Raw genomic sequence first — 25,863 nt, forward strand, 5'->3', positions numbered from 1 at the left:
GCATCGTGATCACGATGGCCGCCTCCGTGTTCCGCGGCAGGCGGAAGCCGGGCCCCGGGGCGCCCCGGACACTCAGAACGTGAGGGACCGGCCCGTCGATGACGGGCCGGCCCCCTGTGTCGCGCTGTCTCGCTGACTCGCTGTCGTTACGTCAGCCGATCTCGGCGCCGAACGTGGACAGTGCCTCCGTCACCGGCTGGAAGAAGGTCTCCCCGCCGGAGGTGCAGTCGCCGCTGCCGCCCGAGGTCAGGCCGATCGCGGTGTCGCCCGAGAAGAGCGAGCCGCCGCTGTCGCCGGGCTCGGCGCAGACGTCGGTCTGGATGAGTCCGTTGACGATGTCGCCGTTGCCGTAGTTCACGGTGGCGTCCAGGCCGGTGACGCTGCCGTCGTGGACCTGGGTCGTGGAGCCGCTGCGGGTCACCTTCATGCCGACGGTCGCGTCGCCCGCCTTGGTGATCGGCTGCGTGGAGCCGTTGTAGAGGTCGACCTGGCTCGGGTGCGCGACGTCGGCGGTGTACTTGACCAGGCCGAAGTCGTTGTCCGGGAAGCTGGACTGCTCGTTCGTGCCGATCTCCTGGCCGCTGGAGTCCGACCAGGTCGAGATCGCCTCGGTGCAGTGGCCGGCCGTGATGAAGTACGGCTGGCCGCCCTTGACCACGTTGAAGCCGAGGGAGCACCGGCCGCCGCTGCCGGTGATGGCGTCACCGCCCGCGATGAGGGGCTTGAACTCCCCCTTGGTGCGCTGGAGTTCGGCCTTGGAGCCGAGACCGTCGACGACCTTGCCGAGCTTGTTCCACGCGGCGGTGTCGACCGTGCGGTCGGCGGTGACGACGACCTTGTTGGTGGCCGGGTCGACCGCCCACGAGGTGCCGGGGATCGTGGCGTCCTGCTTCAGGGTGGTACGGGCGCTCTTGAGTTCGGCCAGGGAGTTCTCGACGACTCTGGCCTTGGCTCCGGCCGCCCGCGCGATGTCCGCCGCATCCTTGTTCAGGACGTTCACGACGAGGTGCTTGGCCTTCGCGTCGTAGTACGTGCCCGCCGAGTCCGCGCCGAGGTCCTTGGTCAGGGACGAGGCGAGATTTCCGGCCTTCGCGATCGACAGGGTCTGCGGGGCCACATCAGGGGTGTCCGTGCTCGCGTTCGCAGTCTGGAAGGTGACTCCCGCGGCGACCAGGGCGGCGATGCCCGCTCCTACCGCGGCGGCACGCCGCTTGGGTATGCGTCGGTGCTTCAACTCTCGTCCTCCTGTGGGGGGTCGGAACCGACCACTGTGGGGTGAGCCGGTCCCGTAGGTTGACGCGCCCACTATCCCGACGGCCACAGGGGACACACAAGGTCGACTTCAGGACGCGCGTGCGACTGACGCTATGCGCTCCCCCGGCCGCGTGCACCCCCGTCACACGCCTGTCGCACCACGTCGGTTCCCACTGCAAACACTCCGCGCAGAGGGGCGGTCCGCAAAGGGTGAGGTCTAGTCCTGTCCTGATTCCGATGCCACCGGGCCGGGAATCGGCGGTTGTTCGGCGCCCGACTGCCGCACCCCGTCCCCCGGGGTCGCCCGTTCCAGGAAGCGCAGGAGCTCCACCGGGAAGGGCAGTACGAGGGTCGAGTTCTTCTCGGCGGCGACGGCCACCACGGTCTGCAGGAGCCGGAGTTGGAGCGCCGCAGGCTGTTCGGACATCTCCGCGGCGGCCTCGGCGAGCTTCCTGGAGGCCTGGAGTTCGGCGTCGGCGTTGATGATCCGGGCGCGCCTCTCGCGCTCCGCCTCGGCCTGCCGCGACATCGAGCGCTTCATGGTCTCGGGCAGCGACACGTCCTTGATCTCGACGCGGTCGATCTGCACGCCCCAGCCGACGGCCGGACTGTCGATCATCAACTCGAGGCCCTGGTTGAGCTGTTCGCGGTTCGAGAGGAGGTCGTCGAGGTCGCTCTTGCCGATGATGGACCGCAGTGACGTCTGAGCCATCTGGGAGACGGCGAACCGGTAGTCCTCCACCTGTACGACGGCCTCGGACGCGTCGATCACCTTGAAGTAGATGACGGCATCGACCCGCACCGTGACGTTGTCCCGGGTGATGCCGTCCTGCGCGGGCACCGGCATCGTGACGATCTGCATGTTGACCTTACGGAGCCGGTCCACGAACGGCACGATCATCGTGAATCCCGGACCGCGCACATCCGGTCGCAGCCGCCCCAGCCGGAAGACCACTCCCCGCTCGTACTGTTTGACGACGCGCGCCGCCGCCGTCGCGTAGATCACTAGGGCGGACGCGGCGGCGGCTCCCGCCAGCAGCTCCTCGACCATGAAGGCCTCCAGGGTTCTGACCCAGGCACTCAGGCAGCCTTTTCGAAGGTGACGCTTTCGAAGGCTTCTCCTTCGAAGGTAACTCCAGAACGCGCACAAGAGCGAGCCCCCGCACGGCAGTTGCCGTGCGGGGGCTCCCTGCTGCTGGCTGCAGGTCAGGCTGTATCCGTCAGACGACGGATACGGATCAGTAGACGCTCACTCCGTACGCACTCAGCGCCTCGGTGACCGGCTGGAAGAAGGTCGTACCGCCGGAGGTGCAGTTGCCGCTGCCGCCGGAGGTCAGGCCGTACGCGGTGGAGCCGCCGTAGAGCGGGCCGCCGGAGTCGCCGGGCTCGGCGCAGACCGTGGTCTGGATGAGACCGGAGACGATGTCGCCGCCGCCGTAGTTCACGGTGGCGTTGAGCGCGGTGACGCGGCCGCTGTGGATACCGGTGGTCGAGCCGCGCCGGGTGACCGTGGTCCCCACGGACGGCGTGGCCGCACCGGTGATGTCCTGGCTGCCGACCGTTCCGGGCGGGGTCCCCGTGGTGCTGTACTTGACGATGCCGTAGTCGTTGCCCGGGAAGCTGGATCCCGCGGTCGACCCGATCGTCGTCGAGTGGGACGAGTTCGACCACCAGGTGCCGGCGCCGTCGGTGCAGTGGCCCGCGGTCAGGAAGTAGTAGGTGCTGCCCGAGCGGACGTTGAAGCCGAGCGAGCAGCGCCAGCTACTCGCATAGATGGCGTCGCCGCCGGAGACCAGCTTCTTGAACGTGCCGGGGGTGCGCTCGATCTTCAGGGCGCCCGCGTTGCTGCCGGCCGCCTTCTGGATCCTGGCGATCTCAGCCTGGGAGACCGTGCTGTCGGCGGTGACGACGACCTGCTTGGTCTTCTGGTCGACCGCCCAGGCGGTGCCGGGTACATCGGACTTCAGGACGGACGTGCCGGCCTGGGTGAGCTGGGTCGCGCTGAAGGTGTGCGCGACGGGCGCGTCCGACGCGCTGGCCGTGGGGACGGCGAGTGCGCCGATGGCGACGAGTCCGGAGGCCACGGAGATCATCCGGGCGCGTCTCGCTATGCCACTGCGGGGGGTGGTGCGCTTGATCCTCACTGGTTCGTTCCTCCCGAGGGAAGTCGGGGGCCCGCGTGGGGTCGGGGCCCGTGAGGCGCAGCCAGCGGCCCCTCGTTCGGATTCCGGATTCCGGAATGTTCCGAAGATGCGGTGCCCCTGACAAGCGCTGCTCGGGAGTATTCGGCGTTTCAACTGACCGGCACAAGGGCGCCTTTCGGCCGTCCGACCGGTACACGTCCACATGCCCCGACGGCTGCTGCGGTGGTTCGCAGGCCGCCGGGGCTCGGCTCCCCTGTCAGACGGAGGTACGGGCGACGAGGTTCCGTTGACCGGCCTCGATCTTGACCGGCAGGGTGTTGCCGGGCGGCGGGAAGGGGCAGACGAAGTGGTCCGCGAAGGCGCAGGGCGGCAGCACCGCGCGGTTGAAGTCCACGCCCGTACGGCCTCCGGCGTCGGGCGCGGCGGGCTGCAGGAAGCGGAATCGGAAGGTCCCGTCGCCGCTGGTGGCGTCGGCGAACACGGCCCAGAGCGAGCCGTCCGCCTGCACGGCGACCTGGAGCGTGAGGTCCTGTCCTTCGAGCGTGAAGGCCAGTTCACCGCCGAGGCCGAGGCCGCGCTCCTTGCCGTCGGCGTTCTCGACGCGGACCGTGCGGCTGGTCTCGTACGGCGTGAAGCGGCCCTCGACCGTCCAGCGGGGGTCGTGGGCGGTGGCCTCGATGCCGCGGAAGGCGCGCCGCGGCCCCGACTGCGGGTCGAAGTCGCGTACGGCCCACAAGCCTTCGCGCACGATCGCGACGAGGCGGCGCTCGCCGAGGCCGACCTGCGCGTCGGCCGCGAGGCGCACCTCACCGGTGAGCGGCTGTCCGTCGCGGGTGAGTCCGTCCTCGGGTGCGGCGGTCAGGACGACCTGGTCGCCGTCGGCCCGCCACCGCCCGGGAATGGCCGGAAGTTTGCGTTCCGGATAGTCGTCGAGCCAGTGGGTGCCGGTGAGGGCGAGCGGTCCGTAGGGCTCGGAGACGGATACGGTCCGCTGCTCGTGCCACTGCTGCCAGGCGCCGGCAGCGCCGGTCGCGTCGTCGGTCATGCGGTCAGGCCTTCCTCGCGTGCGGGGCCTACGGGTTCTTTCAGCCCCAGATGGGAGCGCAGCGTCGTACCGGTGTATTCCGTGCGGTACGCCCCGCGTTCCTGGAGCAGGGGCACCACCTGGTCCACGAATTCGTCCAGGCCGCCCGGGGTGAGGTGCGGTACGAGGATGAAGCCGTCGGCCGCGTCGCTCTGCACGAACTCGTCGAGCTCGGCGGCGACGGCCTGCGGGGTTCCGATGAACGACTGGCGCGTGGTGGTCTCGATGACGGTCTGCCGGATGGACAGGCCCTTGGCACGGGAGAGGGCGCGCCACTGCTCGGCGACGGCACGGGGATCGCCACGCTTGGTGCGGCCCTGGGAGAGCCCGGAGTCGACGACCGGATCGATGTCCGGCAGCGGCCCGTCGGGGTCGTACGAGGAGAGGTCGACGCCCCAGATCTGCTCCAGGGTGAGGAGCGCGTTCTGCGGGGACACCTGCTGGCGCCGGATCCCGGCGGCCCGCTCCTGGGCCTCGGCCGCGGTGTCGCCGAGGACGACGGTGACACCCGGCATGATCTTCAGGTCCTCGGCGGTGCGCCCGTATTTCTCGAGCCGGCCCTTCACATCGGCGTAGAACGCACGGCCCGCCTCCAGCGTGCCGTGCCGCGTGAAGATCACGTCGGCCGCCGACGCCGCGAACTCGCGCCCCTCGGGTGAGTCCCCGGCCTGGATGACGACCGGTTGCCCCTGCGGGGAGCGCGGCAGGGTGAACTCGCCCTCGATGTCGAAGTGTCGACCGGTGTGCGCGAAAGGGCGCGGCTGCCCCTCGGGCGTCCAGGAGTCCCACAGTTCGCGGGCCGTGGCGACGAACTCGGCGGCGCGGGTGTAGCGGTCCGCCCGGTCGAGGTAGCCGCCGCGGCGGAAGTTCTCGCCGGTGAAGGCGTCGGAGGAGGTGACGACGTTCCAGGCAGCGCGGCCCCCGCTGAGGTGGTCGAGCGTGGCGAACCTGCGGGCGGTCTCGTAGGGCTCGTTGAACGTCGCGTTGACGGTCGCGGCGAGGCCGAGGCGCTCGGTGACGGCCGCGAGGGCGTTCAGGACGGTGAGGGACTCCGGCCGCCCGACGACGTCGAGGTCGTGGACGCGTCCCTTGTGCTCGCGCAGCCGCAGCCCCTCCGCGAGGAAGAAGAAGTCGAACAGGCCGCGCTCGGCGGTGCGGGCGAGGTGCTCGAACGACGCGAAGTCGATCTGGGAGCGGGAGCGCGGATCGGTCCAGACGGTGGTGTTGTTGACCCCCGGGAAGTGGGCGGCCAGGTGGATGTGCTTGTTGTGCGGCCTCCGGCCGCGGGGCTTGTGCTGCTTGGCAGTTGAGGTCATGACGGGCCCCCCGCGAGCACGGCGTACTGGTTGGCGGGCCGGGCGAGCCCCAGGTGCTCCCTGAAGGTGCTGCCCGGATAGAACGTGCGGAACAGGCCGCGGTGCTGGAGCAGTGGCACCGTGCCGTTGACGAGCCGCTCCATGTCACGGCGCGGCTCGACCGGCGTGAGGTGGAAGCCGTCCACGGCGCCGGCGCGGTGCCAGGCGGTGACGAGGTCGGCGAGGTCGACCGGGCCGCCCCGGTAGAGCGGACCGAGGTCGCTCGGCAGCGGCCCTCCCCCGCCGTGACCGGGCACGGCCGCGTGCTCCCCGCCGCCGAGGTCGATGCGCAGCGCGGCCAGGACGCGCAGGGCGTCGGGATCGCGGCCGTACTCGGCGGCGCGGCGGCGCAGTCCGGCGCGAACGGCGGCGGCCTGCGCCGGGCCCGCCGCGTTCACCAGGGCGACGTCGGCGTGGCGGGCGGCGACGTCGTACGCGTGCTGCTGCGTGGCGTCGACGACCGTGACGGGGTGGCCCTGCGGCGGGCGCGGCACGATGGAGGGGCCGCGTACGGAGAACGTGGCGCCCTGGAAGTCGACGTAGTGCAGCTTCTCCCGGTCGATGAAACGTCCGGTCGCCACGTCGCGGATCTCCGCGTCGTCCTCCCAGCTGTCCCACAACCGGGTTGCCACGTCGGTGACTTCACCGGCCTCGCCCCACAGCTCCGCGGTGGGCGCGGCGGCCCTGCGGCCGAAGAGGCGGGCCTCCTCCTCGGTGACGGACACCTCGGGCCGCCAGCCGGCGCGGCCCCGGCTCACCCAGTCGAGGGTGGCGACGGCGGCCTGCACATGGAAGGGCTCGGTGTGTGTGGTGGTGACGGTGGGGACGAGGCCGATGCGGGCGGTCGCCGGGGCGACCCGGGACAGCACGGCGAGCGCGTCGGGCCCGGGCCGGCCGAAGGAGTCCCCGAGGGTGACGAAGTCCAGGGCGCCGCGTTCCGCGAGGCGCGTGAGCGTGAGATACGGATCGGCGTCGTAGGTGTCGGGCTGGTCGACGGCCGCCGCGAGATGCAGCAGGCCGCGCCCGGTTGACGTAGTCATGAGCAGGTCCTTGGACGAGGAACGGAAGAACGGGGGCAGCGGGCGGGCTACGGCTTGGGCAGGCCGGGCGGGTTGATCTCCGACTTCTCGACCGCCTCGGTCGACAGACCCCAGCGCTTCAGGACGCGCCCGTACGACCCGTCCTTGATCACGTGGTCGAGGGCGGCGGCGTACGCGTCGACGAGTCCGCTGTCCTTCTTCGTCGTGGCGGCGATCTTGCCCTGGATCTTGTCCCCGGCCCCGGAGAGCGTGCCGATGATCTGCGACTGGCCCGCGGACTCCACGTGGTAGGCGGCGCTGGGACTCGGGCCGAGGTAGGCGTCGATGCGGCCCGACTGGAGAGCGAGGTAGTAGTCGGTGTCCTTCTGGAAGTACTTGATGGTGACCGGCTTCAGGCCCGCCTTCTCGTCCTGCTTGCTCCAGTCGACGAGGATCTTCTCCTGGTTGGTGCCGGAGGAGACGGCGATGGTCTTCCCGGCCACGTCCTTGGGCTCCTTGACCCGCCAGCTCGTGCCCTTCTTCGCCTCGAACGCGATGTTGTCGAGCCGGTAGGTCGCGAAGTCGTACTTCTCCTTGCGCTCCTCCGTGACGGTGACGTTCGAGAAGACGGCGTCGAACTTGCCGCTGTCGAGGCCGACGAAGAGGTTCTCCCAGGACACCGGGGAGAACTCGATCTTCAGGCCGAGTGTGTCGGCGACGAGGGTCGCGAGGTCGAGCTCGGAGCCGATACGGGTCTTGTCGTCGGTGGCGTAGAAGCCGAGTGGCGGCGAGGCGTCGGCGCTGCCGCCGAGCCTGAGCGTGCCGCGCTTACGCACCGCGGCCGGCAGCTCGGCCGCGATCGCGTCGACCTTCTTGGCGCGGATGCGGTGCTGGTCGGGCCCGATGTTGATGCCGCCCACCTTCTCGGAACCACCCTTGCCGGTGCCGGTCGCGGCATCGCTGTCACCCCCGCAGGCGGTGAGCAGGGGCGCGGCCACGAGCGCGGCGACGGACAGGGCGAGGGTGCGGCGGGACAGCATGTGCGAACTCCTGTGTGAGAAAGGCGAGTTGAAAGAGAGGATCAAAAGGGGCGCGAGGGTCAGAGGACCTTGGAGAGGAACGCCTTCGTGCGGTCGTGGCGCGGCGCGTCCAGTACGTCGCCGGGGGCGCCCTGTTCGACGATGCGGCCGTCGTCCATGAAGACGACGGTGTCGGCGACCTCGCGGGCGAAGCCGATCTCGTGGGTGACGACGATCATCGTGGTGCCCTGGAGCGCCAGGTCCTTGATGACGTCGAGGACCTCGCCGACGAGCTCGGGGTCGAGCGCCGACGTCGGCTCGTCGAAGAGCAGCAGCTTCGGTTCGAGGGCCAGCGCGCGGGCGATGGCGACGCGCTGCTGCTGCCCGCCGGAGAGCTGCTTCGGGTAGGCGTCCGCCTTGTCGGCGAGCCCGACGCGGTCGAGCAGCCTGCGTGCGCTGTCGAGGGCGTCCTTACGCGGGCGCTTGAGGGCGGAGACCGGGGCCTCGGCGATGTTCTCCAGGACGGTGAGGTGCGGGAACAGATTGAAGTTCTGGAAGACGAAGCCGATCTGGGTGCGCTGCTTGAGCACCTCGCGCTCGCGCAGCTCGTACAGCTTGTTGCCGGATCGCCGGTAGCCGACGAGGGAGCCGTCGACGCTGATCCAGCCGCTGTCGACCTTCTCCAGGTGGTTGATGGTGCGCAGGAGCGTGGACTTGCCGGAGCCCGACGGGCCCAGGACGACGGTGACCTCGCCGGTGCGCACCTCCAGATCGATGCCGCGCAGCACTTCCAGCGTGCCGAAGCTCTTGTGGACGGCCTTGATGTCGACCATGGTCCGGTCGGCGCCCGCGTCGCTCATCGCGTGGTTCCCTTCGAGAAGTGTCGTTCTACGTAGTGCTGGAGGACGGAGAGCGCGCTGGTCAGGAGCACGTACCAGACGGTGGCGACCATCAGGAGCGGGACCACGCGCCCGTTGCGGCCGTAGACGACCTGGACCTGGTAGAAGAGCTCGCCGATCGCCATGACGGAGACGATCGAGGTGCCCTTGAAGAGGGAGATCACCTCGTTGGCCGCGTTGGGCAGGATCGAGCGCATGGCCTGCGGCAGGACGATGCGGCGGATCTGCCGCAGCCGGGGGATGCCGAGCGCGGCCGCGGCCTCCAACTGGCCGCTGTCGACGGCCAGTACGCCGCCGCGCACGATCTCGGCGGCGTAGGCGGCCTGGTGCAGCGCGAGCCCGAGGACGGCCGCGCTCATCGCGCCGACCAGGCCCATCGTGTCGAAGGAGAAGAAGCCGGGCCCGAAGGGGATGCCGAACTGCAACTCCTTGTACAGATAAGCCAGGTTGAACCAGAAGAGCAGCTGCACGATCAGCGGGATCGAGCGGAACGCCCAGATGTAGCCGAAGGCGACGACCTGGAGGAACCGGCTGGCCGACAGGCGCATGAAGGCCAGGACGATGCCGAGCGCGAACCCGAGCGCCGTTCCGTAGAACGTCAGCTGAAGGGTGACCCACACCGCCTTGAGGATCACATCGGCGGTGAAGTAGTCGGCGAACACCCCCCATTCCCAGCCGGTGTTGGTGATGAATCCGTGCGTGAACTGGGCGAGCACCACGGCGGTCGCGACGATGGCGACCCAGCGCCAGGGGTGGCGGACGGGCACCACTTTCAGTGCGGCGTAGTCGGCGTCGCCGGCGGTCGTGGCCGATGTCGTTCTGTCGATGGGTGGATCACTGGTCAGGGACATAGCGGTTCCTCTGGGCAGGGGAGAGAAGAGGGCGAGCAGGCTCAGGCTGCGGCGCGACAGGAGAGGTCACGCAGGAACGCCAGGACCGCGCGGGCGGTGGCGTCGTTCTGCCGGAACGAGGGGCTGTTCGTGCGCGGCCGCGTGAACGCCCCGGCGCCGCGCGCGTTCGTGTGCGGGCCGAGCGCGAAGCGGCGCGGGTGTGCCGTGCCGTCGCGGTGCAGGACGCGCCCGTCCTCGGGGTCGACCGCCAGGAGCCCGGCCGGGGTCGCCCGTGCCCCGTCCTCGTACAGCTCGCGCAGGAGCTGGTCGCGGGTGCGGGCGAGCGTGGGGTGCGGCAGGCGGGCCTCGATGAGGGCGCGAGCCTCGATGACGGAGCCGGGCACGGTGGCGCTCGTGGCGCGGAAGACGCCGTCCTCGGCGGTGACCCGCAGGTCCGCGCCGGCGAACTTCACGACGCCGGCCCGGGAGAGCGCGAGCAGTTGCCGCAGGCGCGGTCCGGGCGGCCCGGAGGCGAGGTAGCTGAAGAAGCCGTGCCACCAGGACCCGATGTCGCCGAGCCGCACGACCTGCCCGTACACGGAGAGCAGACCGAGGAACACGGCGAGGTCGGGGCTGTGCGCGGGGTCGTGGCGGCGTTCGAGGTCCGCGGCGATGTAGCCGCGCAGCCCGTCCTGGAGTTCCTCGTACGAGCTGTGGCGTACGCCGTCCAGCGGGTGGTCGAGGGCCGTGAGGTCGAGGCGGTCCGCCAGGTCGGGCACGGCGGAGGCCACGAGGGCCTGGAGTTCGGCGCTCAGCGGTTCGGCGGCGGCGTACTTCTCCTCGAAGTCGGCCCAGGCGACTGTGGTGCGCTCGGGGTGGACGGTGAACAGGCGGTGATAGTGGGCGAAGCCGAGTTCCTTGTCGATGAGGGGCCATACGTCGCGGCGGAAGTCGTAGCCGTCGGGGCGGGCGAGGAGTTCGTCGATCTCGGCGGGGCCGAGGAAGCGGGGCAGCGGCGGGCGCTCGCCGGTCCAGTCGTAGCCGATCTTGGAGTGGTAGGGGATGCCGCGCCGCGAACCGACGTGCAGGACCGGCTCGCGCCCCGAGGGGAGGTACGTGTCTCCCTCGTACCGTCCGCCGCGGCCCTCCGTCAGGAGCACCATCAGGTCGACGAAGGCCAGGCCGAAGCCGCGGACGAGGACGTCGTCGCCGGGCGCGAGCGCGGACAGGTCGCTGTCCGCGGTGAAGTCGGGCGGCAGGTGGACGAGTCCATGCTCGCGTGCGTACGCGCTCAACTCCAGCTGCTCTTCGTCTAGTTCGGCGTCCAAGTGGCCCTGGGCGAGGATGACGGTGTCGGCGAGGAGGGGGCGGGCGCGCCCGTCGAGCCACACCTGCTGGCGGCCCTCGCGGGGGCCGCTGACGCGCAGGGCGCGGCGCGGGTGGTGGCGGACGGTGACGCCCGGCGTGAGCGCGGCCACGGACCGCTCGTACACCCAGCGCAGATAGGCGCCCTGGAGCTGCCGGTCGGCGAACGCGCGGCCGTCGAGGTCCGCCCACTCGTGCAGGGCGGGCCCGGGGAGTACCGGACCGTCGAGTTCGACCGTGTCGTCGGTGAACATCGTGACGTCCTGGGACTGCGAGTTCATCCAGAGCAGCGGGGACTGCGCCTGCCGCCAGACCCGTCCGCCGCCCGGCGGGAAGGGGTCGACGAGATGGATGTCGAGTTCGAGCCCGGCGTACTCGGGTGCGTTGGCGGCGATGCGCTCCAGGATGCCGGTCCCCCGCGGACCGGCTCCCACGATCACCAGTGAGGGCCTCATCGGGTGCGCTCCGAACCGCGCGCGTAGTGCCGCTCGACGTAGAACTGGCCGGCGCTCAGGAGCGAGGTGACCACGACGTACCAGATGGTGGCGACCAGGAGCATCGGGATGACCTGGTAGGTGCGGTGGTAGACGAGCTGCACCGAGTAGAGCAGGTCCTGGACGGCGATGACGCTGACGATGGAGGTGCCCTTGAGGGTGCCGATCAGCATGTTCCCGGCCGGCGGCACGATCGAGCGCATGGCCTGCGGCAGGATGATCCGCCGCCAGCGCCGCAGCCGGCTCAGCCCGAGCGACTGCGCGGCCTCGATCTGCCCGCGGTCGACGGAGAGGATGCCGCCGCGCACCACCTCGGCGGCGTACGCGGCCTCGTGCAGGGTGAGGCCGATGATGGCGACGGTGATCGGCCCGAACAGGTCGACGGTCCTGATGCCGAGGATGTGCGGGTACAACGCCCCGATGTTGAACCAGAACAGCAGCTGCACGAGGATGGGCATCGACCTGAACAGCCAGACGTAGCCCCAACTCACCGTGCGCAGCACGGGGTTGGCGGACAGACGCATGACGGCCAGCAGGGTGCCGAGGGCGAAGCCGAGCGCCATGACGAGGGCGGTCAGCCAGAGGGTGAGACCGAGTCCGCGCAGGACGGACGCCGAAGTGAAGTAGTCGGCGACGACGTCCCATTGGAAGGCGTCGTTGCGGATCACCGAGTTGGCGGCGAGCGCGAGGAGTACGAGGACGACGACGGCGGCGAGCCACTGGCCGGTGCGGGGCCGGCGGACGATGCGAGGCTGTGCCTCACCGGTCTCGGCGGGCGGTCCGGCCGCGGCAGGCGCGGTCTTTGCGAGTGTGTTCGAGGACATGCGAAGGCTCCGTGGGCACTGGAATCCAGCACGGTCTTGCCTTCACACGGAACTTGCGGGCCGAGCCCCTCAGCAGCGGTCCCTCACCGAGAGTACGGGGCTCGCTGCGCTCGCTGTCAAGGCTGTCCACAGTGTGAGCCGTACGTCTCATGTGAGTTGACGCGGAAACGGATGCCTGTTCCACTTGCCCCATGCATCCGCAGCAGTGGCTGGTCACGCGCTCCCACATCGACTTCGGTCGAGTGTGGTCGGCGTCCTGTTGATGCCCTTCTGACGCCCGCTGCGCGTCTGCTTCTCTCTCCTCTCGACGCTTTCTGACGCTTTCTGACGCTTGCTGCGTTCTGAGTGTTTCTGCGTCATCTGCGTCTTCCGCGTTTCCCGGTGCGCCCAAGTGCGCGCACTCGTCCGCGCCTTCACACACCCACGCGTCCTCGCGTACCCCTCCCCTCGGCTGTCTCCTCATCCCTGCGTGCCTGTTGTCTTCGAAGGGCAGAACTCCACGCCATGCGTACGACCTTGACGACCCATCAGCGATTTGCCGCCGCGTTCGCGCTGATCACCGCGACCACCCTGGCACTGACCGGCTGCGGCTCCGGCGACCCCGGAGCCTCAGCCGGCGGCGCCGCCCCCGCGGGCAAGAGCGACAAGATCCCTACGACCGACGTGGTGAAGGCCGTCAGGAAGGACGAGGCGGCAGCGAAGCTGCTGCCCGCCGACGTCCGGTCGAACGGCAGGCTGACCGTCGGCGCCTCCATCGGCGGCACCCCGCCCGGCGCCTTCTACCTGGAGGACGGCAGGACCGCCGCCGGCCAGGACATCGACTTCGCCGACGCCGTCGCCAAGGTCCTCGGGCTGAAGCTGAAGCGGGAGGCGGCCGGTTTCGAGGCGATCCTGCCCGCGCTCGGCAGCGGCAAGTACGACCTGGGCACAGGGAACTTCGGCGTCACGGACGAGCGGCGCAAGACGATCGACTTCGTCACGTACATCAATGACGGCCAGGGCTTCGCCGTGCGCAAGGACAGCGACCTGAAGAAGGTCACCGACCTCAGGCAGCTGTGCGGCCTGAACGTGGCGACCGGCGCGGGCACCACCTTCGAGGCGACCCTGGAGGAGAACAAGCACCTCTGCACGGACGCCGGGAAGAAGGCGTACAGCGTGAAGACGTACGCCGACCAGAGCGCGATCTGGTCGTCCCTCCAGCAGGGCAGGTCCGACGTCGTGATGAGCACCATCAACGGGCTGCGCTACGCCGTCGCCCACCAGGAGGGGCTGAAGTTCCTCAACGAGTACCACCGCCTCGACGTCGGCTTCGCCTTCAAGAAGGGCACGAAGCTGGCGCCGGCGTTCCGGGCGGCGGTGAACAAGCTGATAGCCGACGGGACGTACGACAAGATCCTGAAGAAGTGGGGCACGAGCGAGTCCGCGATCGAGAAGTCGCAGATCTCACCACCCGAGATCAAGGACTGACCCCGACCCCGGACCCGCGACCCGCGCCCCGCGCCCCGGGGGCTCAACAGTCGCAGCAGGAGCAGCACTCACAGCATTCGCAGATGGAGCACGCCTCGCAGCAGCTGCAGTCGGTGGAGCAGCATTCGCCGCACCAGCCGTCGCGCTTCTTCCGGGACCAGGGCCCCTCGAACTCGTCGGCACAGCACACCTTGCAGGTGCAGCAGAGCCCGATGGCCGCGGCGCACCCGGCGAAGAACCCGCGCTTGCCGGGCTTCGGCGGCTGAAAGGACGGCCCGCCGCCGTAGCCACCGGGCCCGCCCGGACCACCGGGACCGCCCTGCCCGCCACCGTACGGATTCTGCGAGCCGTACGGGCCCGAGGACCCGGGCGGCACATACGGGCCCGATCCGGTGGACACCCAGGGGCCGGGCGTGCCGGGGCCCTGTTGCGGCGTGGACGCGGCCGGTGCGTGCGCGCCGTGCGCGGGGCCGACGCCGTGGGACGCGTCGGTGCCGTGCGCGCAGCCCGACGTACCGAAGGCGCGGTCGACCGAGCGGCGCAGTTCGTGGACGAGCAGCAGGTGCGCGAGCGTGCCGTCGACAAATTCGGCCTCGCGCAGGGCGAGGCGGATGCCGCGCAGCGCGTCGTCGGCGAGGCGGCGCGCCTCGGCGAGGTCCGTGCCGGTCGCCGTGAGCGGGTTCCAGGCACCCGACGCGGCGTCAGCTTCCTTGTCCTCCACGGCATCCAGGAGGTGCGCGAGCCGCCCGAAGAGCCGGCCGGCCTCGGCGAGCGGCACCGCGTTTCCGGGGCGTCCGGCGAGGACCGCGGTGTGCGCGAAGGCGGCGGCGGTCGCCGTCTCGGTCGGTTCGGTGACCGTGAGTACCGGGGTGCCGAGGCCGGCGAGCGCCTCGATCCCGATCTGGCGCTCCACGGCGTCGACCAGGACCGCCGTATCGAACCCCACGTCGGAACCCGTACGGGAACCGGCCTTTCCCCACTTGGTGGCGACCCGGCGGGCCGCCGCGGCCACCGGCCGGCGGGCCAGAAGGCCGTCGCCGTCGGCGACGTGGTCGCGGACCTTCGCCGAGGCGAGGACCAGTGAGACGGCCGCGGCGAGCCGGGCGCCCTCGCCCTGCGCGACGGACGCGGTACGCATCCCGCGCAGTGGACAGGGCCCCGCCGTGCGCCGTCCCCCGGCGGCGTGTTCGGTCTGAGCCTCCGTCAGAACCGAGATCAGCAAACCGTCGTAGTTCGTGACAACCCGGGCGAACTGCCCGTGGTCACCGCGAAGTGCCAGGCAGAGTCCGCACAGATGAGCCATCCATTGCGCCTTGAGCCCCTCGCCGAGACGATGACTGCAAGGCCGGACTATTCCGAACAAGACGACTCCCCCGAGGGTCTCGAAGACGTAAGCTGCGGCATCGTATCGAGGGTGCCGTTCACCCATACACCCCGGCCGTCACCCATACGCCGCGAAGAATCATATTTCACTCACTGTCAGCAGCCGTACGGGGTACGACCCTTGGGATTCACGGGACAGCGCCGTGTTGACTCTGCACCAGTAGCGTCACGAAAACCCCGCGCGGCGACTATCCACTTGGCGCACCATCCGCATCATGGACGACCATAGGGATGCGGAACGCAGAGGAACCGCTGTGAGAGGAGGCGTCCATGGGATCGGTGCGCAAGGCGAGTGCCTGGCTTGGCCTCGTCGACGACAACGATGACGAGCGTTACTACGACGACGACTACGCCGAGGGGTCCGAGCCCCACACCGGCGCCGCCTGGGTCACGGACCCGCGCGTGAAGGTGGCGGCCGACGCCGCCGAGGAGCAGGGCCGCCGGATCGGCACGGTCACCCCGGACGGATTCCGGGACGCCCGTGGCATCGGCGAGATGTTCCGGGAAGGTGTCCCGGTCATCATCAACCTCACGGCCATGGAGCCCGGGGACGCCAAGCGCGTCGTCGACTTCGCGGCCGGGCTCACGTTCGGGCTGCGGGGTTCCATCGAGCGGGTGGCGAACCGGGTGTTCCTGCTGAGCCCTGCCGACACGCAGGTGGTCAACGGTGAGGCGGAGAGCCGTCCGACGGACGGTTTCTTCAACCAGAGCTGAGCGTCACGGGTGGGTAGGGCCCGGCCCCTCGGCCGGGTCACCGCCCGCGGCAGCCGTCACGCGACGGTGGACTCCACGCCGACCCGCTCGGGACCGCGCTGGGGCCCGATCTTCGCCGTGCCCTCCGCGTCCTGCGGGGCAGCGGCTTCGCACTCCATCCGCCGGGGCAGCCGCAGCGCGGCCAGCGCGCCGAGCAGCAGGAGCCCGGCGCTGACGAACAGCGTCACGTGCAGCCCGTGGACGAAGGCGACCCGGGCGGCGCTGCGCAGCGCCGCACCGGCGGTGCCGCCGAGCCGCGTCGCGACCTGGTAGGCCTCGCCGAGCGAGTTCCCCGCGTGGGCACTCGCGGATCCGGGCACCCCGGTGACCCGGGCGATCCCAGGTGCGTACGCGGCATTCATCACCGAGCCGAGCAGGGCGATGCCCATGCCCGCGCCCAGCTGGTAGGAGGTCTCCCCTATCGCCGCGGCGCCGCCCGCGTCCTGCGCCGAGGCCTCGCTGAGCATCGACTCGTACGCCCCGAAGAGGGTGGTCTGCAGGCCGAAGCCGAGAAGAACGAAGGCGAAGGTGAGCAGCGACGGCCGGTCGTGCTGTCCCATCAGCGTGAGCATGAGTACCGCGGCCGCGGTGAGGACGAAGCCGGCCGAGACCATGCGGCGCGGTCCGAAGCGGCGCAGCTGCGACGAGCCGAGGACACCCGCGGCCATCGCCGCGAAGGTGAGGGGCAGCAGCCGCACCCCCGTCTCCAGAGGGCTCAGGCCGAGTACCAGCTGGAGGTACTGGACGGCGATCAGCTCCAGGCCGACCAGGGCGAGCATGGCGAGGACGATGCAGCCGACCGCGGTGGAGAAGGCGGGCCTGGCGAACATCTTCATGTCGATGAGCGGATGCTCGCGGCGCTTCTGCCGCCGCACGAACACGATCAGCACGGCCGCGCCGACGAGGAGGGGGCCGACGGCGGACGGGTCGAGCAGGTCACGGTCGACGCCGAGCCGCTTCACGCCGTAGACGACACCGAGCATTCCGACGGCCGCCATGAGTGCGCCGACCACGTCCCAGGGCCCGCCGGAACGGCCCCTGGACTCGGGAAGTATGAAACGGCCCAGCGGCAGCATGACGGCCATCAGCGGGATGTTGATCAGGAAGACCGAGCCCCACCAGAAGTGCTCCACCATGAAGCCGCCGAGTACCGGTCCGGTGGCGGCGCCTATCGCGGCGACCGCGGACCAGACGCCGATGGCCACGGCCCGCTCGCGCCGGTCGGGGAAGACCGCCCGCAGGATCGACAGGGTCGCGGGCATGATCATCGCGCCGCCGACGCCGAGCAGCGCGCGGGCCAGGATCAGGACGTGCGGTGTCGAGGCGAACACGGCGAGTGCGGAGGCCACGCCGAAGAGGCCGTATCCGAGGAGCAGGACGCGTCTGCGTCCGACGCGGTCGCCGAGTGTGCCGAAGAGGATCAGGAGCGCCGCGCAGATCAGCGGATAGGCGTCGACGATCCACAGCAGCTGGACCGCCGAAGGGCGCAGGTCCTGGGTGACGGCGGGGACTGCGACGTGCAGCACGGTCGCGTCGAGGGCGACGAGCAGCAGGCTGGTGCACAGGACGACGAGGACGACCCAGCGATTGGCGCCTGGCCCGGCGGTCCGCAGGCGAGAGGGAACGGCGGCCGTGGTCGTCCCGGACATATGCGTACCTCCCAGTGGTCCCTCGCGCTCGGCGGATCCGCGGGGTGGGGACTTCCCCGCGGTTGCGGCCGGAAGGAGCGGACTCCCGTGCCCACGCAACGATTGGCGAGTGAGCCGCCAGAGTACGCGAGTCCCTTGCGGTGACACGTGGCGGACCTCTCATGTGCCTGACCGTGGAGTGTGGTGTACGCCACGCTCCACCCTCCGACCACGCACCGCGCGTGCGGTCCGGTTGCGCCCGGCGCCGATAATCGACGCCGTGACCGAAGTCGACCCGCAAGAACTGCGCCGCGCGCCGGCCCGGGCGGCCGGTGCGCTGCGCCGCGCGGCGCCCGCGCTCCTTGCCTATGCCGGGGTGCGCGCCCTGGGCCTGCTCATGCTCGCCGCGTGGAGCGCGGCGAAGGGGAAGAGCCCGCACACGCTGCTGACCGCCCGCTGGGACTCGCTCTGGTACACCCGCGTCGCGGATTTCGGCTACGGCTGGGAGGTGCGGCTGCCGGACGGCACCGTGCACTCGAACCTCGCGTTCTTCCCGCTGCTGCCGTGGCTGGAGCGGCTGGTTTCGGCGGTGAGCCCACTGTCGTACGCGGACGCGGGCCTGCTGGTGAGCTGGCTCGCGTCGCTCTGCGCGGCCTGGGGGATCTTCCTGGTGGCCGAGCTGCTGTACGGGCGGCGGGCCGGGGTCTGCGCGGTCGTGCTGTGGGCGGTGCTCCCGGTCGGGATCGTGCAGTCGATGGCGTACAGCGAGTCACTGTTCACGGCGCTCGCGGCCTGGTCGCTGTACGCGGTCCTGACCGGACGGTGGGTGAGTGCGGGGCTGCTCGCCTCGCTCGCGGGGCTGACCCGGCCGGTGGGGGCGGCGGTGGTCGCCGCGCTCTGGGCGACGGCCGCGGTCCACGTCGTGCGCGACAGGAAGGTCTCCTGGCGCATGGCCGTCGGCGTGCTGCTCGCCCCGCTGGGCGCCGCCGCGTACGTCCTGTGGGTGGGGCACCGCACGGGGGGCGGCCTCTTCGGATATCTCGATGTGCAGGGCCAGTGGGGCAACGGCTTCGACGGCGGTCTCGCCTTCGCGCGCTTCGTCGGCGACAAGTTCACGTCATTCCCCTCGGCGCTCGCGGGGCTCGGCCTGATCGTCGGGGTCGCGCTCGTGATCTGGCTCTACGTGCTGTGTGTACGGCGAGGTCAGCCGCTCGCGCTGCTCGTCTACTGCGGGATCGTCGTCGCGCTCGCCCTGTGCGCGTCGGGGTACTTCGGCTCGAAGCCGCGACTGCTCCTGCCCGCCTTCCCGCTCCTGCTGCCGGTCGCGGTGGCGCTCGCCCGGCTGCGTACGAGCAGATCGGCGGCGGTGCTCGGCGGCGTGGCCGTGGCGTCGGCGGTGTACGGGGCCTTCTGGCTGAACGGGTCGGGTCCTCCTTGATCGACTCGGCGGGCCCGGGAGGCCGTCCGATCGCCCCGGGTGATCGGACGGGAAATTCCGAGGAAGCCGTCGGTGAACGAATTCGGGCGCGGCGAAAAACGAATGCGCGAAATGATCAATGAAATTGAAGGCGGCACCCCGGTCGGATAGTGATATCCGCAGGAATAAACGCCCCGCTGAGAGCAATCCCACATCACATCGTCATCACAAACCGAGTGATTCGGCCGGGAACGGCACTCACTCGCTGTAGCGTCGATTGGGTGCGTACCGAACGAAACCTCACCCGTCTGGAGCGGCTCTTCGCCCGCCTCGACCGTGAGCCGGAACGACCGGTCAACCTGGATGTGCCCAGGATGAGCCGGCACAGGGTCGTGCTCTTCGGGGCCACCCTGTCCTTCTACCTCGCCATCGTGGTGTCCGTGCTGATCACGTCCTGGCTGGTCACGTTCGACTGGCAGGTCATGTTCTTCCGGCCGTACCAGCAGTGGCCCGAGATCCACGCGTTCCTGGACTACTGGGTGGTGCTCGGCCAGCGCGGTCCGACCGCGGTCATGGTCATGGCCTGGCTCGGCTGGCGCTCCTGGCGCCAGCACACGCTGCGTCCGCTGCTCACGTTCGGGGCCGCGCTGCTGCTCCTGAACATCACCGTGGGCGCCGCCAAGCTCGGCATGGGCCGCCTCGGCCCGCACTACGCGACCACCATCGGCTCGAACGAGATGTGGCAGGGCGGCGATATATTTCCTTCCGGCCACACCGCCAACGCCGTGGTGACCTGGGGAATCCTCGCCTATCTGGCCTCGACGCCGCGCGCCAGGCGCTGGCTGTCGGCCGCCTCCGCCGTGATCTCGCTGAGCGTCGGCCTGACCACCGTCTACCTCGGTACGCACTGGCTCAGCGATGTCTTCCTCGGCTGGGCCGCCGGACTGCTCATCCTGCTCGCGCTGCCCTGGGTCGAACCGCTGATCACGCAGGTCGAGGCCTGGATCTTCTCGCTGCGCGAGCTGTGGCGCAATCGTCGTTCCGGTGCGCTCCCGGCGCCCGCCCCGGCCGCCGCCACGCCCGCCATGGTTTCGCAGCGCGTCTCCCCGCCCGCCTCGGAGGAGCCGCCGGTACGCGAACCGGTCGGCGCCGCGCGGGCCGTGCGGCCTCCCGGGATGCTCGCCCCGGGTCCGCACACCGCACGCTCCGAGCGCACCCCGGTCACCCCGGCCGGCAGCCGCAGGCCGCCGCACGCGGACCGGGTGCCGCGCGGCACCACGTCCGCCCGCCCGGTCGCCGGCGGCTGACCGCCCCAGCGCGAAAGCGTCGAAGGCCGCGGGGCCGGTACGCACCGCCTGCCCCCGCACGCCGAAGGCCCCCGGTTCCGTCACGGAACCGGGGGCCTTCGCGTTGTCCCGTCAGCCCTTCCAGCAGCGGGTCACGGTGCCGTCGGACACCTCGAAGTTCAGGCGTCCCACGCGGTACTCCATGGTGATGATCGCGCCCGGGGGCAGCGACCTGACCGTGGACCAGCCGCGCTCACGGGCCCGCCGCTCGGCGCCCGGCGCATCGAGGCCGACGTACGTGTCGAGGGTGTCCTGGGGTTCTGCGGGAGGGGTCGGAATGGGTGCCATGACCGCCACGTTAGGCGGCCGGACTGCCTGGCACCAGGGCGGACCACCCCCCGTCACCGGTCCCCCTCCGGTCACGCTTCTGTCACAGGTCCACGACACGCGTTTCACCCGAACTCCGTCACACGTACGAGCGATTTAATGCTCCTTCTGCGCATGTTCTGCGCGCGCCACGACATAATTCCGCGACTTCTCCGAAAGCATCCGGATAACGTGCCCGGAAATAGCGTCACGACCGCGCCCGGGACCCGCCCAATTCGGATTCCCGGGCGCTCTTCATCAGTTGACGCCCCATCGGAATTGCATGAACGCGACACAGAGCTCCCGTACGCCCCCTGTCGGAGTCGGTGGGGAGGCGAGCATCATGGCGTGTGCTCGAGGCAGGCCCGGGGCGCGCGAAGCGAGGGGGCAAGCGATGGGTACGACGGACGTGCAGCCCGTGCAGCCGGCGGCAGGAGCGGTGCGGACGAGGACGCCGGGCCGGATCGTCGTGGAGTGGCTGACCACCACGGACCACAAGAAGATCGGCCACCTCTACCTGATCACGTCGTTCGCGTTCTTCCTCGCCGGCGGGATCATGGCGCTCCTGATGCGGGCGGAGCTGGCACGGCCCGGCCTTCAGATGCTGTCCAACGAGGAGTACAACCAGCTCTTCACGATGCACGGCACGATCATGCTGCTGCTCTTCGCGACCCCGACCTTCGCGGGCTTCGCCAACGAGATCATGCCTCTGCAGATCGGCGCCCCCGACGTGGCGTTCCCCCGGCTCAACATGTTCTCGTACTGGCTGTTCCTGTTCGGCGGGCTGATCGTGATCAGCTCTCTGATGGTGCCCGGCGGGGCCGCGGACTTCGGCTGGTTCGCGTACGCCCCGCTCAACAGCCTGACGCGCTCGCCGGGCGTCGGCGCCGACATGTGGATCATGGGTCTGGCGCTCGCGGGCTTCGGCACGATCCTCGGCGCGGTGAACTTCCTGACGACCATCATCGGGATGCGGGCGCCCGGCATGACGATGTTCCGGATGCCGATCTTCACGTGGAACACGCTGTTCACGTCGATCCTCGTGCTGATGGCCTTCCCCGTGCTCGCCGCGGCGCTGCTCGTCCTGGAGGCGGACCGGCGCTTCGGGGCCGTGGTCTTCGAGGCCCAGTTCGGGGGTGCGCTGCTGTGGCAGCACCTCTTCTGGTTCTTCGGCCATCCCGAGGTCTACATCATCGCGCTGCCGTTCTTCGGCATCATCTCCGAGATCCTCCCGGTCTTCAGCCGCAAGCCGATCTGGGGCTACACGATGCTGGTCGGCGCCACGATGGCCATCACCGGGCTCTCGATCGTCGTGTGGGCGCACCACATGTTCGTGACGGGCGGGGTGCTGCTGCCGTTCTTCTCGTTCATGACGTTCCTGATCGCGGTGCCCACGGGCGTGAAGTTCTTCAACTGGATCGGGACGATGATCAACGGGTCCCTGTCCTTCGAGACCCCGATGCTGTGGTCCGTCGGCTTCCTGGTGACGTTCCTGTTCGGCGGCCTGACCGGCGTCATCCTCGCCGCGCCGCCGCTGGACTTCCACGTGACGGACTCGTACTTCGTGGTCGCGCACTTCCACTACGTCGTGTTCGGCACGGTCGCCTTCGCGACGTTCGGCGGCTTCTACTTCTGGTGGCCCAAATTCACCGGGAAGATGCTCGACGAGCGGCTCGGGAAGATCCACTTCTGGACTCTGTTCGTCGGCTTCCACACCACGTTCCTGGTGCAGCACTGGCTCGGCGCCGAGGGCATGCCGCGGCGGTACGCCGACTATCTGGCGGCCGACGGGTTCACTGCGCTCAACACGCTGTCGACCATCGGCTCGTTCCTGCTCGGCCTCTCCACGCTGCCGTTCCTCTACAACGTCTGGAAGACGGCGAGGTACGGCGAGAAGGTCGACGTGGACGACCCGTGGGGCTACGGGCGTTCGCTGGAGTGGGCGACACCGTGCCCGGCGCCGCGGCACAACTTCCTCACGCTGCCCCGGATCCGCTCCGAGTCCCCGGCGTTCGATCTGCACCATCCGGCGTTCGCGTCGTCCCGTCCGCTGAGCCGGCCCGTTCCAGCGCACGGGACAGACGGTCCCGAGCGGTCCTGATCACGTCCGTGAGCCCTTCGGGTTCGAGCACCTCGAACTCGAAGCCCATCAGGATCACGTGGATCACCATCACGTCGAGGCTCGCCGCCCCGGTACGCAGCACACAGCTGTCGTCGCCGTCGGCCTCGAGCGTGCCCGCCGACGGGCTGATCCGCTGCGCCGCCTCCTCGACGGGCACCAGGAGCCGGATCGTCGCCCCGGTGGCGTACGGGCCCTGCGAGACGCCCTGCGAGACATACGCGGCGAGGTCGTCGGCGGGTGGCGTGCGCGGGGTGAAGCGCGGCCCGTGCGGCGGCTTCGGCGTGATGCGGTCGACGCGGAACGTGCGCCAGGCCTCGCGGTCGACGTCCCAGGCGACCAGGTACCAGCGGCGCTCGCTGCACACCAGGCGGTGCGGCTCGACAGTGCGGCGCGTGGCGGCGCCCTGGTGGTCCTCGTAGGCGAAGCGCAGCCGCTCCGAGTCACGGCAGGCGGCGGCGAGTTCGGTGAGGACGGACGGGTCGACGTCGGAGGGGCCCGGGCCGCGGAGCATCGGCACGGTGAACGCGTTGAGGGCGGACACGCGGCGGCGGAGCCGGCCGGGGAGGACCTGTTCGAGCTTGGACAGGGCCCGTACGGACGTCTCGCCGATGCCCTCGATGCCCTGGCCGGCCGAGGTCCGCAGACCCACGGCGACGGCGACGGCCTCGTCGTCGTCGAGGAGCAGCGGCGGCAGCTCGGCGCCGGCGCCCATCCGGTAGCCGCCGCCGGTGCCGGGGCTCGCGTCGACGGGGTAACCGAGCCCGCGCAGCCGGTCGACGTCGCGGCGGACGGTGCGCGGCGTGACGCCGAGCCGGTCCGCGAGGTCGGCGCCCGACCACTCGCGGCGGGCCTGCAACAGCGAGAGCAGCCGCAGGAGTCGGGCCGAGGTCTCCAGCATGGGCCCGAGTCTGCCGGACCTCGCGGACAGGCGGAGTCCGCAAGGGCGCCGCGCGCGCTACTCGGCGGCCGCTGCGGTCACGAGGACCGCCAGGTCGTTGTCGCTCGTGTAGTACGGCTCGACCGCGATCCGGCCGTGCACGGTGTTCAGGCGTGCGGTCGGATAGGTGAAGATCGGCTTCTTGTCGGCGACGTCGTCCAGGAGCCGGGCGACGCGTACCGCGAGTCCGTCCTCGCCCTCCGGACGCACCCACAGGTCCCAGCGTCCCGCTTCCAGCTCCTCGTACCCGACGCGGAAGGTGAACTCGTCGCCACGCGGGGCCAGTTCGCTGCGGAGCGCCGGCCCGCCGTCCGTGCGTGAACGTATCTCCGCGTACGCCTTGGGGGTGATCGCGGTGCCGTAGACCCGGCCGCTGACCGTCATCTCGCCGTCCGCGACGAGCAGTTCGCCCGCCTCGGCGTGCGGCGCGCGCAGCCAGCTGCGCACGGTGAGGTTGCCGTGCTTGGTCGCGTAGGGGATGCGGACGGCGACGAAGCCGCGGGAGCCGCTCGGTACCCGGTCGACGAGGGACCGCAGGTCGTTGAGGCCAGGGGCCAGGCGCCGCGGCTCCTCGCCGGCCACCTGCGCGAAGACGTCCCAGCGTCCCTCGGGGAGCCGGACGCTGCTGGGCAGCGCCGCCCGGAGGCTGCCGTCGCCCGCCGGGGTCAGCGGCAGGCGCACGTCCTCGCCACTGTCGCGGTCGGTGAGGACCAGATGGGCCGGGTCGGGCCCGCCGTGGTCGGTGACGTCGAAGGTGAGACCGCCCGCCGAGTCGGCGATGCAGTCGGCGTGGGGCGCCGTGGTCCCGTCCCCCACGGACGGCTCGGACGAGGCCGAGAAATCGGCCGAAGCGGTCGGCGGCGTCATGCCGTGCGCCCCTTTCTCTGTGACGTTCCCTGGGCCGTGAACGCGGAGCGTCCCGCGTCCCGCGCCGCGTACGCGCCCCCGAGCAGCGCGCCGCGGGTGCGGTGCAGAAGGCCTCCGCGGCGGGCCGTCAGCGAGCCGAAGAGCGATTCGTAGCGCTCGGCGATGTGCGCCGGGTCGAACCGCTCGGAGTCCTTGAGCGCGGCGCTCGCCATCCGGGCGCGCAGCGCGTCGTTGTTGATCAGTTCGAGGAGGCCGCCGGAGATCGCCTCGACGTTGCCCACCTCGACCAGACGCCCGTCGACACCGTTGTCGATGATTTCGCCGGGGCCGTGCGGACAGTCGGTGGAGACCACCGGGAGGCCGCAGCGCATCGCCTCGACGATCGTCATGCCGAACGACTCCAGGCTGGAGGTGACGGCGGCGATGGAACCTTTCGCCCACTCCGGTTCGATGGGGTGGGCGGGGCCCATGAGGAACACGTGGTTGTAGAGACCGAGGTCGTCGATCAGGGCGCGGAGCTTGTCCTTCTGCTTGCCGCTGCCGTAGATCCGCAGGCGCCAGTCGGGCCGCTCGGCGCGGACCCGGTCGAAGGCCCTGACCAGCAGGTCGTACCGCTTCACGGGCGCGAGCCGGCCGGCCGCGACGACCCACTTGCCCGAGCCGTCCGCCGGCTCGACGCCGGGCGCGGGCACGGGGTTCGGCACGGCCTCGATCCGCACGCCGGGCAGCCGCATCTTCGCGCGGTACGCCCGGGCGTCGGCCTCCGTGGTCGTGGTGAGCGCATCGAGCCGCGGGTAGACCGCGCGCAACTGCCGGCGCAGCGCGGTGGGGTGACTGTCGAACGTGAGGTGTTCCTGGCCGACGCGCCGGGGGCCGCGCCGGGTCTGGCGGGCCAGGTGCACGTTGAGTCCCGGGCGGGTGCCGACGACGACGTCGGCGTCGATCGCGCGCAGGTGCTCGGCGATCCGCCGGTCGGTGAGCGCGTTGTACTGGTCGTAACGCCCCTCGGCGCGCGGGAACGTCGCGGCGGGGGTGCGGTATTCGGGGCTGTCGCCCTCGTAGCCCGGTGTGCCCTTGCGGATGTCGATGAGGTGCCGGACCCGGATCCTCGGGTCGGCCCTGAAAACCGGCTCGTCACGGTGGCGCAGGACGGAGACCACCTCGACGTCGTGCTGTTCGGCAAGCGTGTTCGCGAGGTTGTACGTCGTCCGAATAGTCCCCCCGATTCCGTAGGCGTTGTGAATCAGGAAAGAAATCTGCATGCGTCCCCGTATTCCACTGTTCCTCGCGGACAGTCCGTCTCGTCCGCCTACCGCAGGGTTAGACAGAGATGCGGAGGCAGAGGTTGGG

The 25,863-nt window shown here is 70.5% G+C and carries 21 protein-coding genes and 1 pseudogene; 5 read left to right on the forward strand and 17 right to left on the reverse strand.

Translation table 11 applies throughout. The features are described 5' to 3' along the window. Positions 1 to 151: 151 nt before the first annotated feature. The 11 genes from ACWFR4_RS11675 to ACWFR4_RS11725 form a co-directional block, all read right to left on the reverse strand. Entirely contained in the window at positions 152 to 1,234 is a 1,083-nt protein-coding gene (locus ACWFR4_RS11675; protein ID WP_453652109.1) for a S1 family peptidase, read from the reverse strand. Positions 1,235 to 1,471: 237 nt separating this feature from the next. Further along, positions 1,472 to 2,305 (reverse strand): slipin family protein, encoded by an 834-nt coding sequence (locus ACWFR4_RS11680; RefSeq protein WP_453652111.1) that lies wholly within the window; start codon positions 2,303 to 2,305, stop codon positions 1,472 to 1,474. A 187-nt stretch (positions 2,306 to 2,492) separates the two neighbouring features. Beyond that, positions 2,493 to 3,398 carry a S1 family peptidase gene (locus ACWFR4_RS11685; protein WP_266565994.1) on the reverse strand — a complete coding sequence of 302 codons (906 nt, stop codon included), beginning with the start codon at positions 3,396 to 3,398 and terminating at the stop codon, positions 2,493 to 2,495. A 256-nt stretch (positions 3,399 to 3,654) separates the two neighbouring features. Beyond that, complete coding sequence (locus tag ACWFR4_RS11690) at positions 3,655 to 4,443, reverse strand: DUF1684 domain-containing protein (protein ID WP_453652113.1); 789 nt, start codon at positions 4,441 to 4,443, stop codon at positions 3,655 to 3,657. Further along, complete coding sequence (locus tag ACWFR4_RS11695) at positions 4,440 to 5,798, reverse strand: NtaA/DmoA family FMN-dependent monooxygenase (RefSeq protein ID WP_453466277.1); 1,359 nt, start codon at positions 5,796 to 5,798, stop codon at positions 4,440 to 4,442. The genes ACWFR4_RS11690 and ACWFR4_RS11695 overlap by 4 nt, the downstream gene beginning before the upstream one ends. Next, entirely contained in the window at positions 5,795 to 6,877 is a 1,083-nt protein-coding gene (locus ACWFR4_RS11700) for an LLM class flavin-dependent oxidoreductase (RefSeq protein WP_453466279.1), read from the reverse strand. The genes ACWFR4_RS11695 and ACWFR4_RS11700 overlap by 4 nt, the downstream gene beginning before the upstream one ends. A gap of 47 nt (positions 6,878 to 6,924) precedes the next feature. After that, positions 6,925 to 7,896 (reverse strand): ABC transporter substrate-binding protein, encoded by a 972-nt coding sequence (locus ACWFR4_RS11705; protein WP_453466281.1) that lies wholly within the window; start codon positions 7,894 to 7,896, stop codon positions 6,925 to 6,927. Between the two features lie 59 nt (positions 7,897 to 7,955). Continuing rightward, the gene (locus tag ACWFR4_RS11710) at positions 7,956 to 8,735 is read right to left on the reverse strand and encodes an amino acid ABC transporter ATP-binding protein (RefSeq protein WP_453466283.1); all 780 of its coding nucleotides are present in this window, start codon (positions 8,733 to 8,735) and stop codon (positions 7,956 to 7,958) included. After that, positions 8,732 to 9,625 (reverse strand): amino acid ABC transporter permease, encoded by an 894-nt coding sequence (locus ACWFR4_RS11715; RefSeq protein WP_453466285.1) that lies wholly within the window; start codon positions 9,623 to 9,625, stop codon positions 8,732 to 8,734. The genes ACWFR4_RS11710 and ACWFR4_RS11715 overlap by 4 nt, the downstream gene beginning before the upstream one ends. 41 nt (positions 9,626 to 9,666) lie before the next feature. Further along, positions 9,667 to 11,424 carry an FAD/NAD(P)-binding protein gene (locus ACWFR4_RS11720; protein ID WP_453652115.1) on the reverse strand — a complete coding sequence of 586 codons (1,758 nt, stop codon included), beginning with the start codon at positions 11,422 to 11,424 and terminating at the stop codon, positions 9,667 to 9,669. Continuing rightward, positions 11,421 to 12,287 carry an amino acid ABC transporter permease gene (locus ACWFR4_RS11725; protein WP_453652117.1) on the reverse strand — a complete coding sequence of 289 codons (867 nt, stop codon included), beginning with the start codon at positions 12,285 to 12,287 and terminating at the stop codon, positions 11,421 to 11,423. The genes ACWFR4_RS11720 and ACWFR4_RS11725 overlap by 4 nt, the downstream gene beginning before the upstream one ends. 504 nt (positions 12,288 to 12,791) lie before the next feature. Between ACWFR4_RS11725 and ACWFR4_RS11730 the strand changes: the two genes are divergently transcribed. Further along, positions 12,792 to 13,754 (forward strand): ABC transporter substrate-binding protein, encoded by a 963-nt coding sequence (locus ACWFR4_RS11730; protein ID WP_453652119.1) that lies wholly within the window; start codon positions 12,792 to 12,794, stop codon positions 13,752 to 13,754. Between the two features lie 43 nt (positions 13,755 to 13,797). On the opposite strand, the gene ACWFR4_RS11735 is transcribed toward ACWFR4_RS11730, so the two are convergent. Next, complete coding sequence (locus ACWFR4_RS11735) at positions 13,798 to 15,117, reverse strand: DUF5685 family protein (RefSeq protein WP_453652121.1); 1,320 nt, start codon at positions 15,115 to 15,117, stop codon at positions 13,798 to 13,800. Positions 15,118 to 15,407: 290 nt separating this feature from the next. Here ACWFR4_RS11735 and ACWFR4_RS11740 point away from each other — a divergent pair, with 290 nt between their 5' ends. After that, positions 15,408 to 15,851 (forward strand): cell division protein SepF, encoded by a 444-nt coding sequence (locus tag ACWFR4_RS11740; RefSeq protein WP_116502912.1) that lies wholly within the window; start codon positions 15,408 to 15,410, stop codon positions 15,849 to 15,851. A gap of 56 nt (positions 15,852 to 15,907) precedes the next feature. Here the strand turns inward: ACWFR4_RS11740 and ACWFR4_RS11745 are convergent, their stop codons facing one another. Further along, a complete protein-coding gene (locus ACWFR4_RS11745; RefSeq protein ID WP_453466294.1) occupies positions 15,908 to 17,539 on the reverse strand; it encodes an MFS transporter in 1,632 nt (543 codons plus the stop codon). Between the two features lie 259 nt (positions 17,540 to 17,798). Here ACWFR4_RS11745 and ACWFR4_RS11750 point away from each other — a divergent pair, with 259 nt between their 5' ends. Together ACWFR4_RS11750 and ACWFR4_RS11755 are read left to right on the forward strand one after the other, a co-directional pair. Next, positions 17,799 to 18,956, forward strand: coding sequence for a hypothetical protein (locus ACWFR4_RS11750; RefSeq protein ID WP_453652123.1), 1,158 nt, complete (start codon positions 17,799 to 17,801; stop codon positions 18,954 to 18,956). 260 nt (positions 18,957 to 19,216) lie between these two features. Next, on the forward strand, positions 19,217 to 20,242 hold the full coding sequence (locus ACWFR4_RS11755; RefSeq protein WP_453466296.1) for a phosphatase PAP2 family protein: 1,026 nt from the start codon (positions 19,217 to 19,219) through the stop codon (positions 20,240 to 20,242). 111 nt (positions 20,243 to 20,353) lie between these two features. Here the strand turns inward: ACWFR4_RS11755 and ACWFR4_RS11760 are convergent, their stop codons facing one another. Further along, a complete protein-coding gene (locus ACWFR4_RS11760; RefSeq protein WP_266565969.1) occupies positions 20,354 to 20,569 on the reverse strand; it encodes an I78 family peptidase inhibitor in 216 nt (71 codons plus the stop codon). A gap of 412 nt (positions 20,570 to 20,981) precedes the next feature. On the opposite strand from ACWFR4_RS11760, the pseudogene ctaD reads away from it, so the two are divergent. Continuing rightward, positions 20,982 to 22,679, forward strand: a pseudogene (ctaD, locus tag ACWFR4_RS11765) (aa3-type cytochrome oxidase subunit I); the annotation flags it as partial. Here ctaD and ACWFR4_RS11770 read toward each other — a convergent pair. The 3 genes from ACWFR4_RS11770 to ACWFR4_RS11780 are packed head-to-tail and all read right to left on the reverse strand — an operon-like array spanning position 22,564 to position 25,775. Further along, positions 22,564 to 23,607 (reverse strand): helix-turn-helix transcriptional regulator, encoded by a 1,044-nt coding sequence (locus ACWFR4_RS11770; RefSeq protein ID WP_453652125.1) that lies wholly within the window; start codon positions 23,605 to 23,607, stop codon positions 22,564 to 22,566. The pseudogene ctaD and the gene ACWFR4_RS11770 overlap by 116 nt on opposite strands. Positions 23,608 to 23,664: 57 nt before the next feature. Further along, a complete protein-coding gene (locus tag ACWFR4_RS11775; RefSeq protein ID WP_453468560.1) occupies positions 23,665 to 24,513 on the reverse strand; it encodes a hypothetical protein in 849 nt (282 codons plus the stop codon). Further along, a complete protein-coding gene (locus ACWFR4_RS11780; RefSeq protein WP_453652127.1) occupies positions 24,510 to 25,775 on the reverse strand; it encodes a glycosyltransferase family 4 protein in 1,266 nt (421 codons plus the stop codon). Before ACWFR4_RS11780 ends, ACWFR4_RS11775 begins: the two co-directional genes overlap by 4 nt. Positions 25,776 to 25,863: the final 88 nt, after the last annotated feature.

This window comes from Streptomyces sp. NPDC055140 (assembly GCF_053607285.1).

Coding starts and splice junctions, on each gene's coding strand:
- ACWFR4_RS11760 (WP_266565969.1), bottom strand. CDS start 20,569: ATGGCACCCATTCCGACCCCTCCCGCAGAACCCCAGGACACCCTCGAC.
- ACWFR4_RS11725 (WP_453652117.1), bottom strand. CDS start 12,287: ATGTCCTCGAACACACTCGCAAAGACCGCGCCTGCCGCGGCCGGACCG.
- ACWFR4_RS11695 (WP_453466277.1), bottom strand. CDS start 5,798: ATGACCTCAACTGCCAAGCAGCACAAGCCCCGCGGCCGGAGGCCGCAC.
- ACWFR4_RS11710 (WP_453466283.1), bottom strand. CDS start 8,735: ATGAGCGACGCGGGCGCCGACCGGACCATGGTCGACATCAAGGCCGTC.
- ACWFR4_RS11720 (WP_453652115.1), bottom strand. CDS start 11,424: ATGAGGCCCTCACTGGTGATCGTGGGAGCCGGTCCGCGGGGGACCGGC.
- ACWFR4_RS11730 (WP_453652119.1), top strand. CDS start 12,792: ATGCGTACGACCTTGACGACCCATCAGCGATTTGCCGCCGCGTTCGCG.
- ACWFR4_RS11740 (WP_116502912.1), top strand. CDS start 15,408: ATGGGATCGGTGCGCAAGGCGAGTGCCTGGCTTGGCCTCGTCGACGAC.
- ACWFR4_RS11745 (WP_453466294.1), bottom strand. CDS start 17,539: ATGTCCGGGACGACCACGGCCGCCGTTCCCTCTCGCCTGCGGACCGCC.
- ACWFR4_RS11715 (WP_453466285.1), bottom strand. CDS start 9,625: ATGTCCCTGACCAGTGATCCACCCATCGACAGAACGACATCGGCCACG.
- ACWFR4_RS11700 (WP_453466279.1), bottom strand. CDS start 6,877: ATGACTACGTCAACCGGGCGCGGCCTGCTGCATCTCGCGGCGGCCGTC.
- ACWFR4_RS11775 (WP_453468560.1), bottom strand. CDS start 24,513: ATGACGCCGCCGACCGCTTCGGCCGATTTCTCGGCCTCGTCCGAGCCG.
- ACWFR4_RS11780 (WP_453652127.1), bottom strand. CDS start 25,775: ATGCAGATTTCTTTCCTGATTCACAACGCCTACGGAATCGGGGGGACT.
- ACWFR4_RS11680 (WP_453652111.1), bottom strand. CDS start 2,305: ATGGTCGAGGAGCTGCTGGCGGGAGCCGCCGCCGCGTCCGCCCTAGTG.
- ACWFR4_RS11690 (WP_453652113.1), bottom strand. CDS start 4,443: ATGACCGACGACGCGACCGGCGCTGCCGGCGCCTGGCAGCAGTGGCAC.
- ACWFR4_RS11770 (WP_453652125.1), bottom strand. CDS start 23,607: ATGCTGGAGACCTCGGCCCGACTCCTGCGGCTGCTCTCGCTGTTGCAG.
- ACWFR4_RS11705 (WP_453466281.1), bottom strand. CDS start 7,896: ATGCTGTCCCGCCGCACCCTCGCCCTGTCCGTCGCCGCGCTCGTGGCC.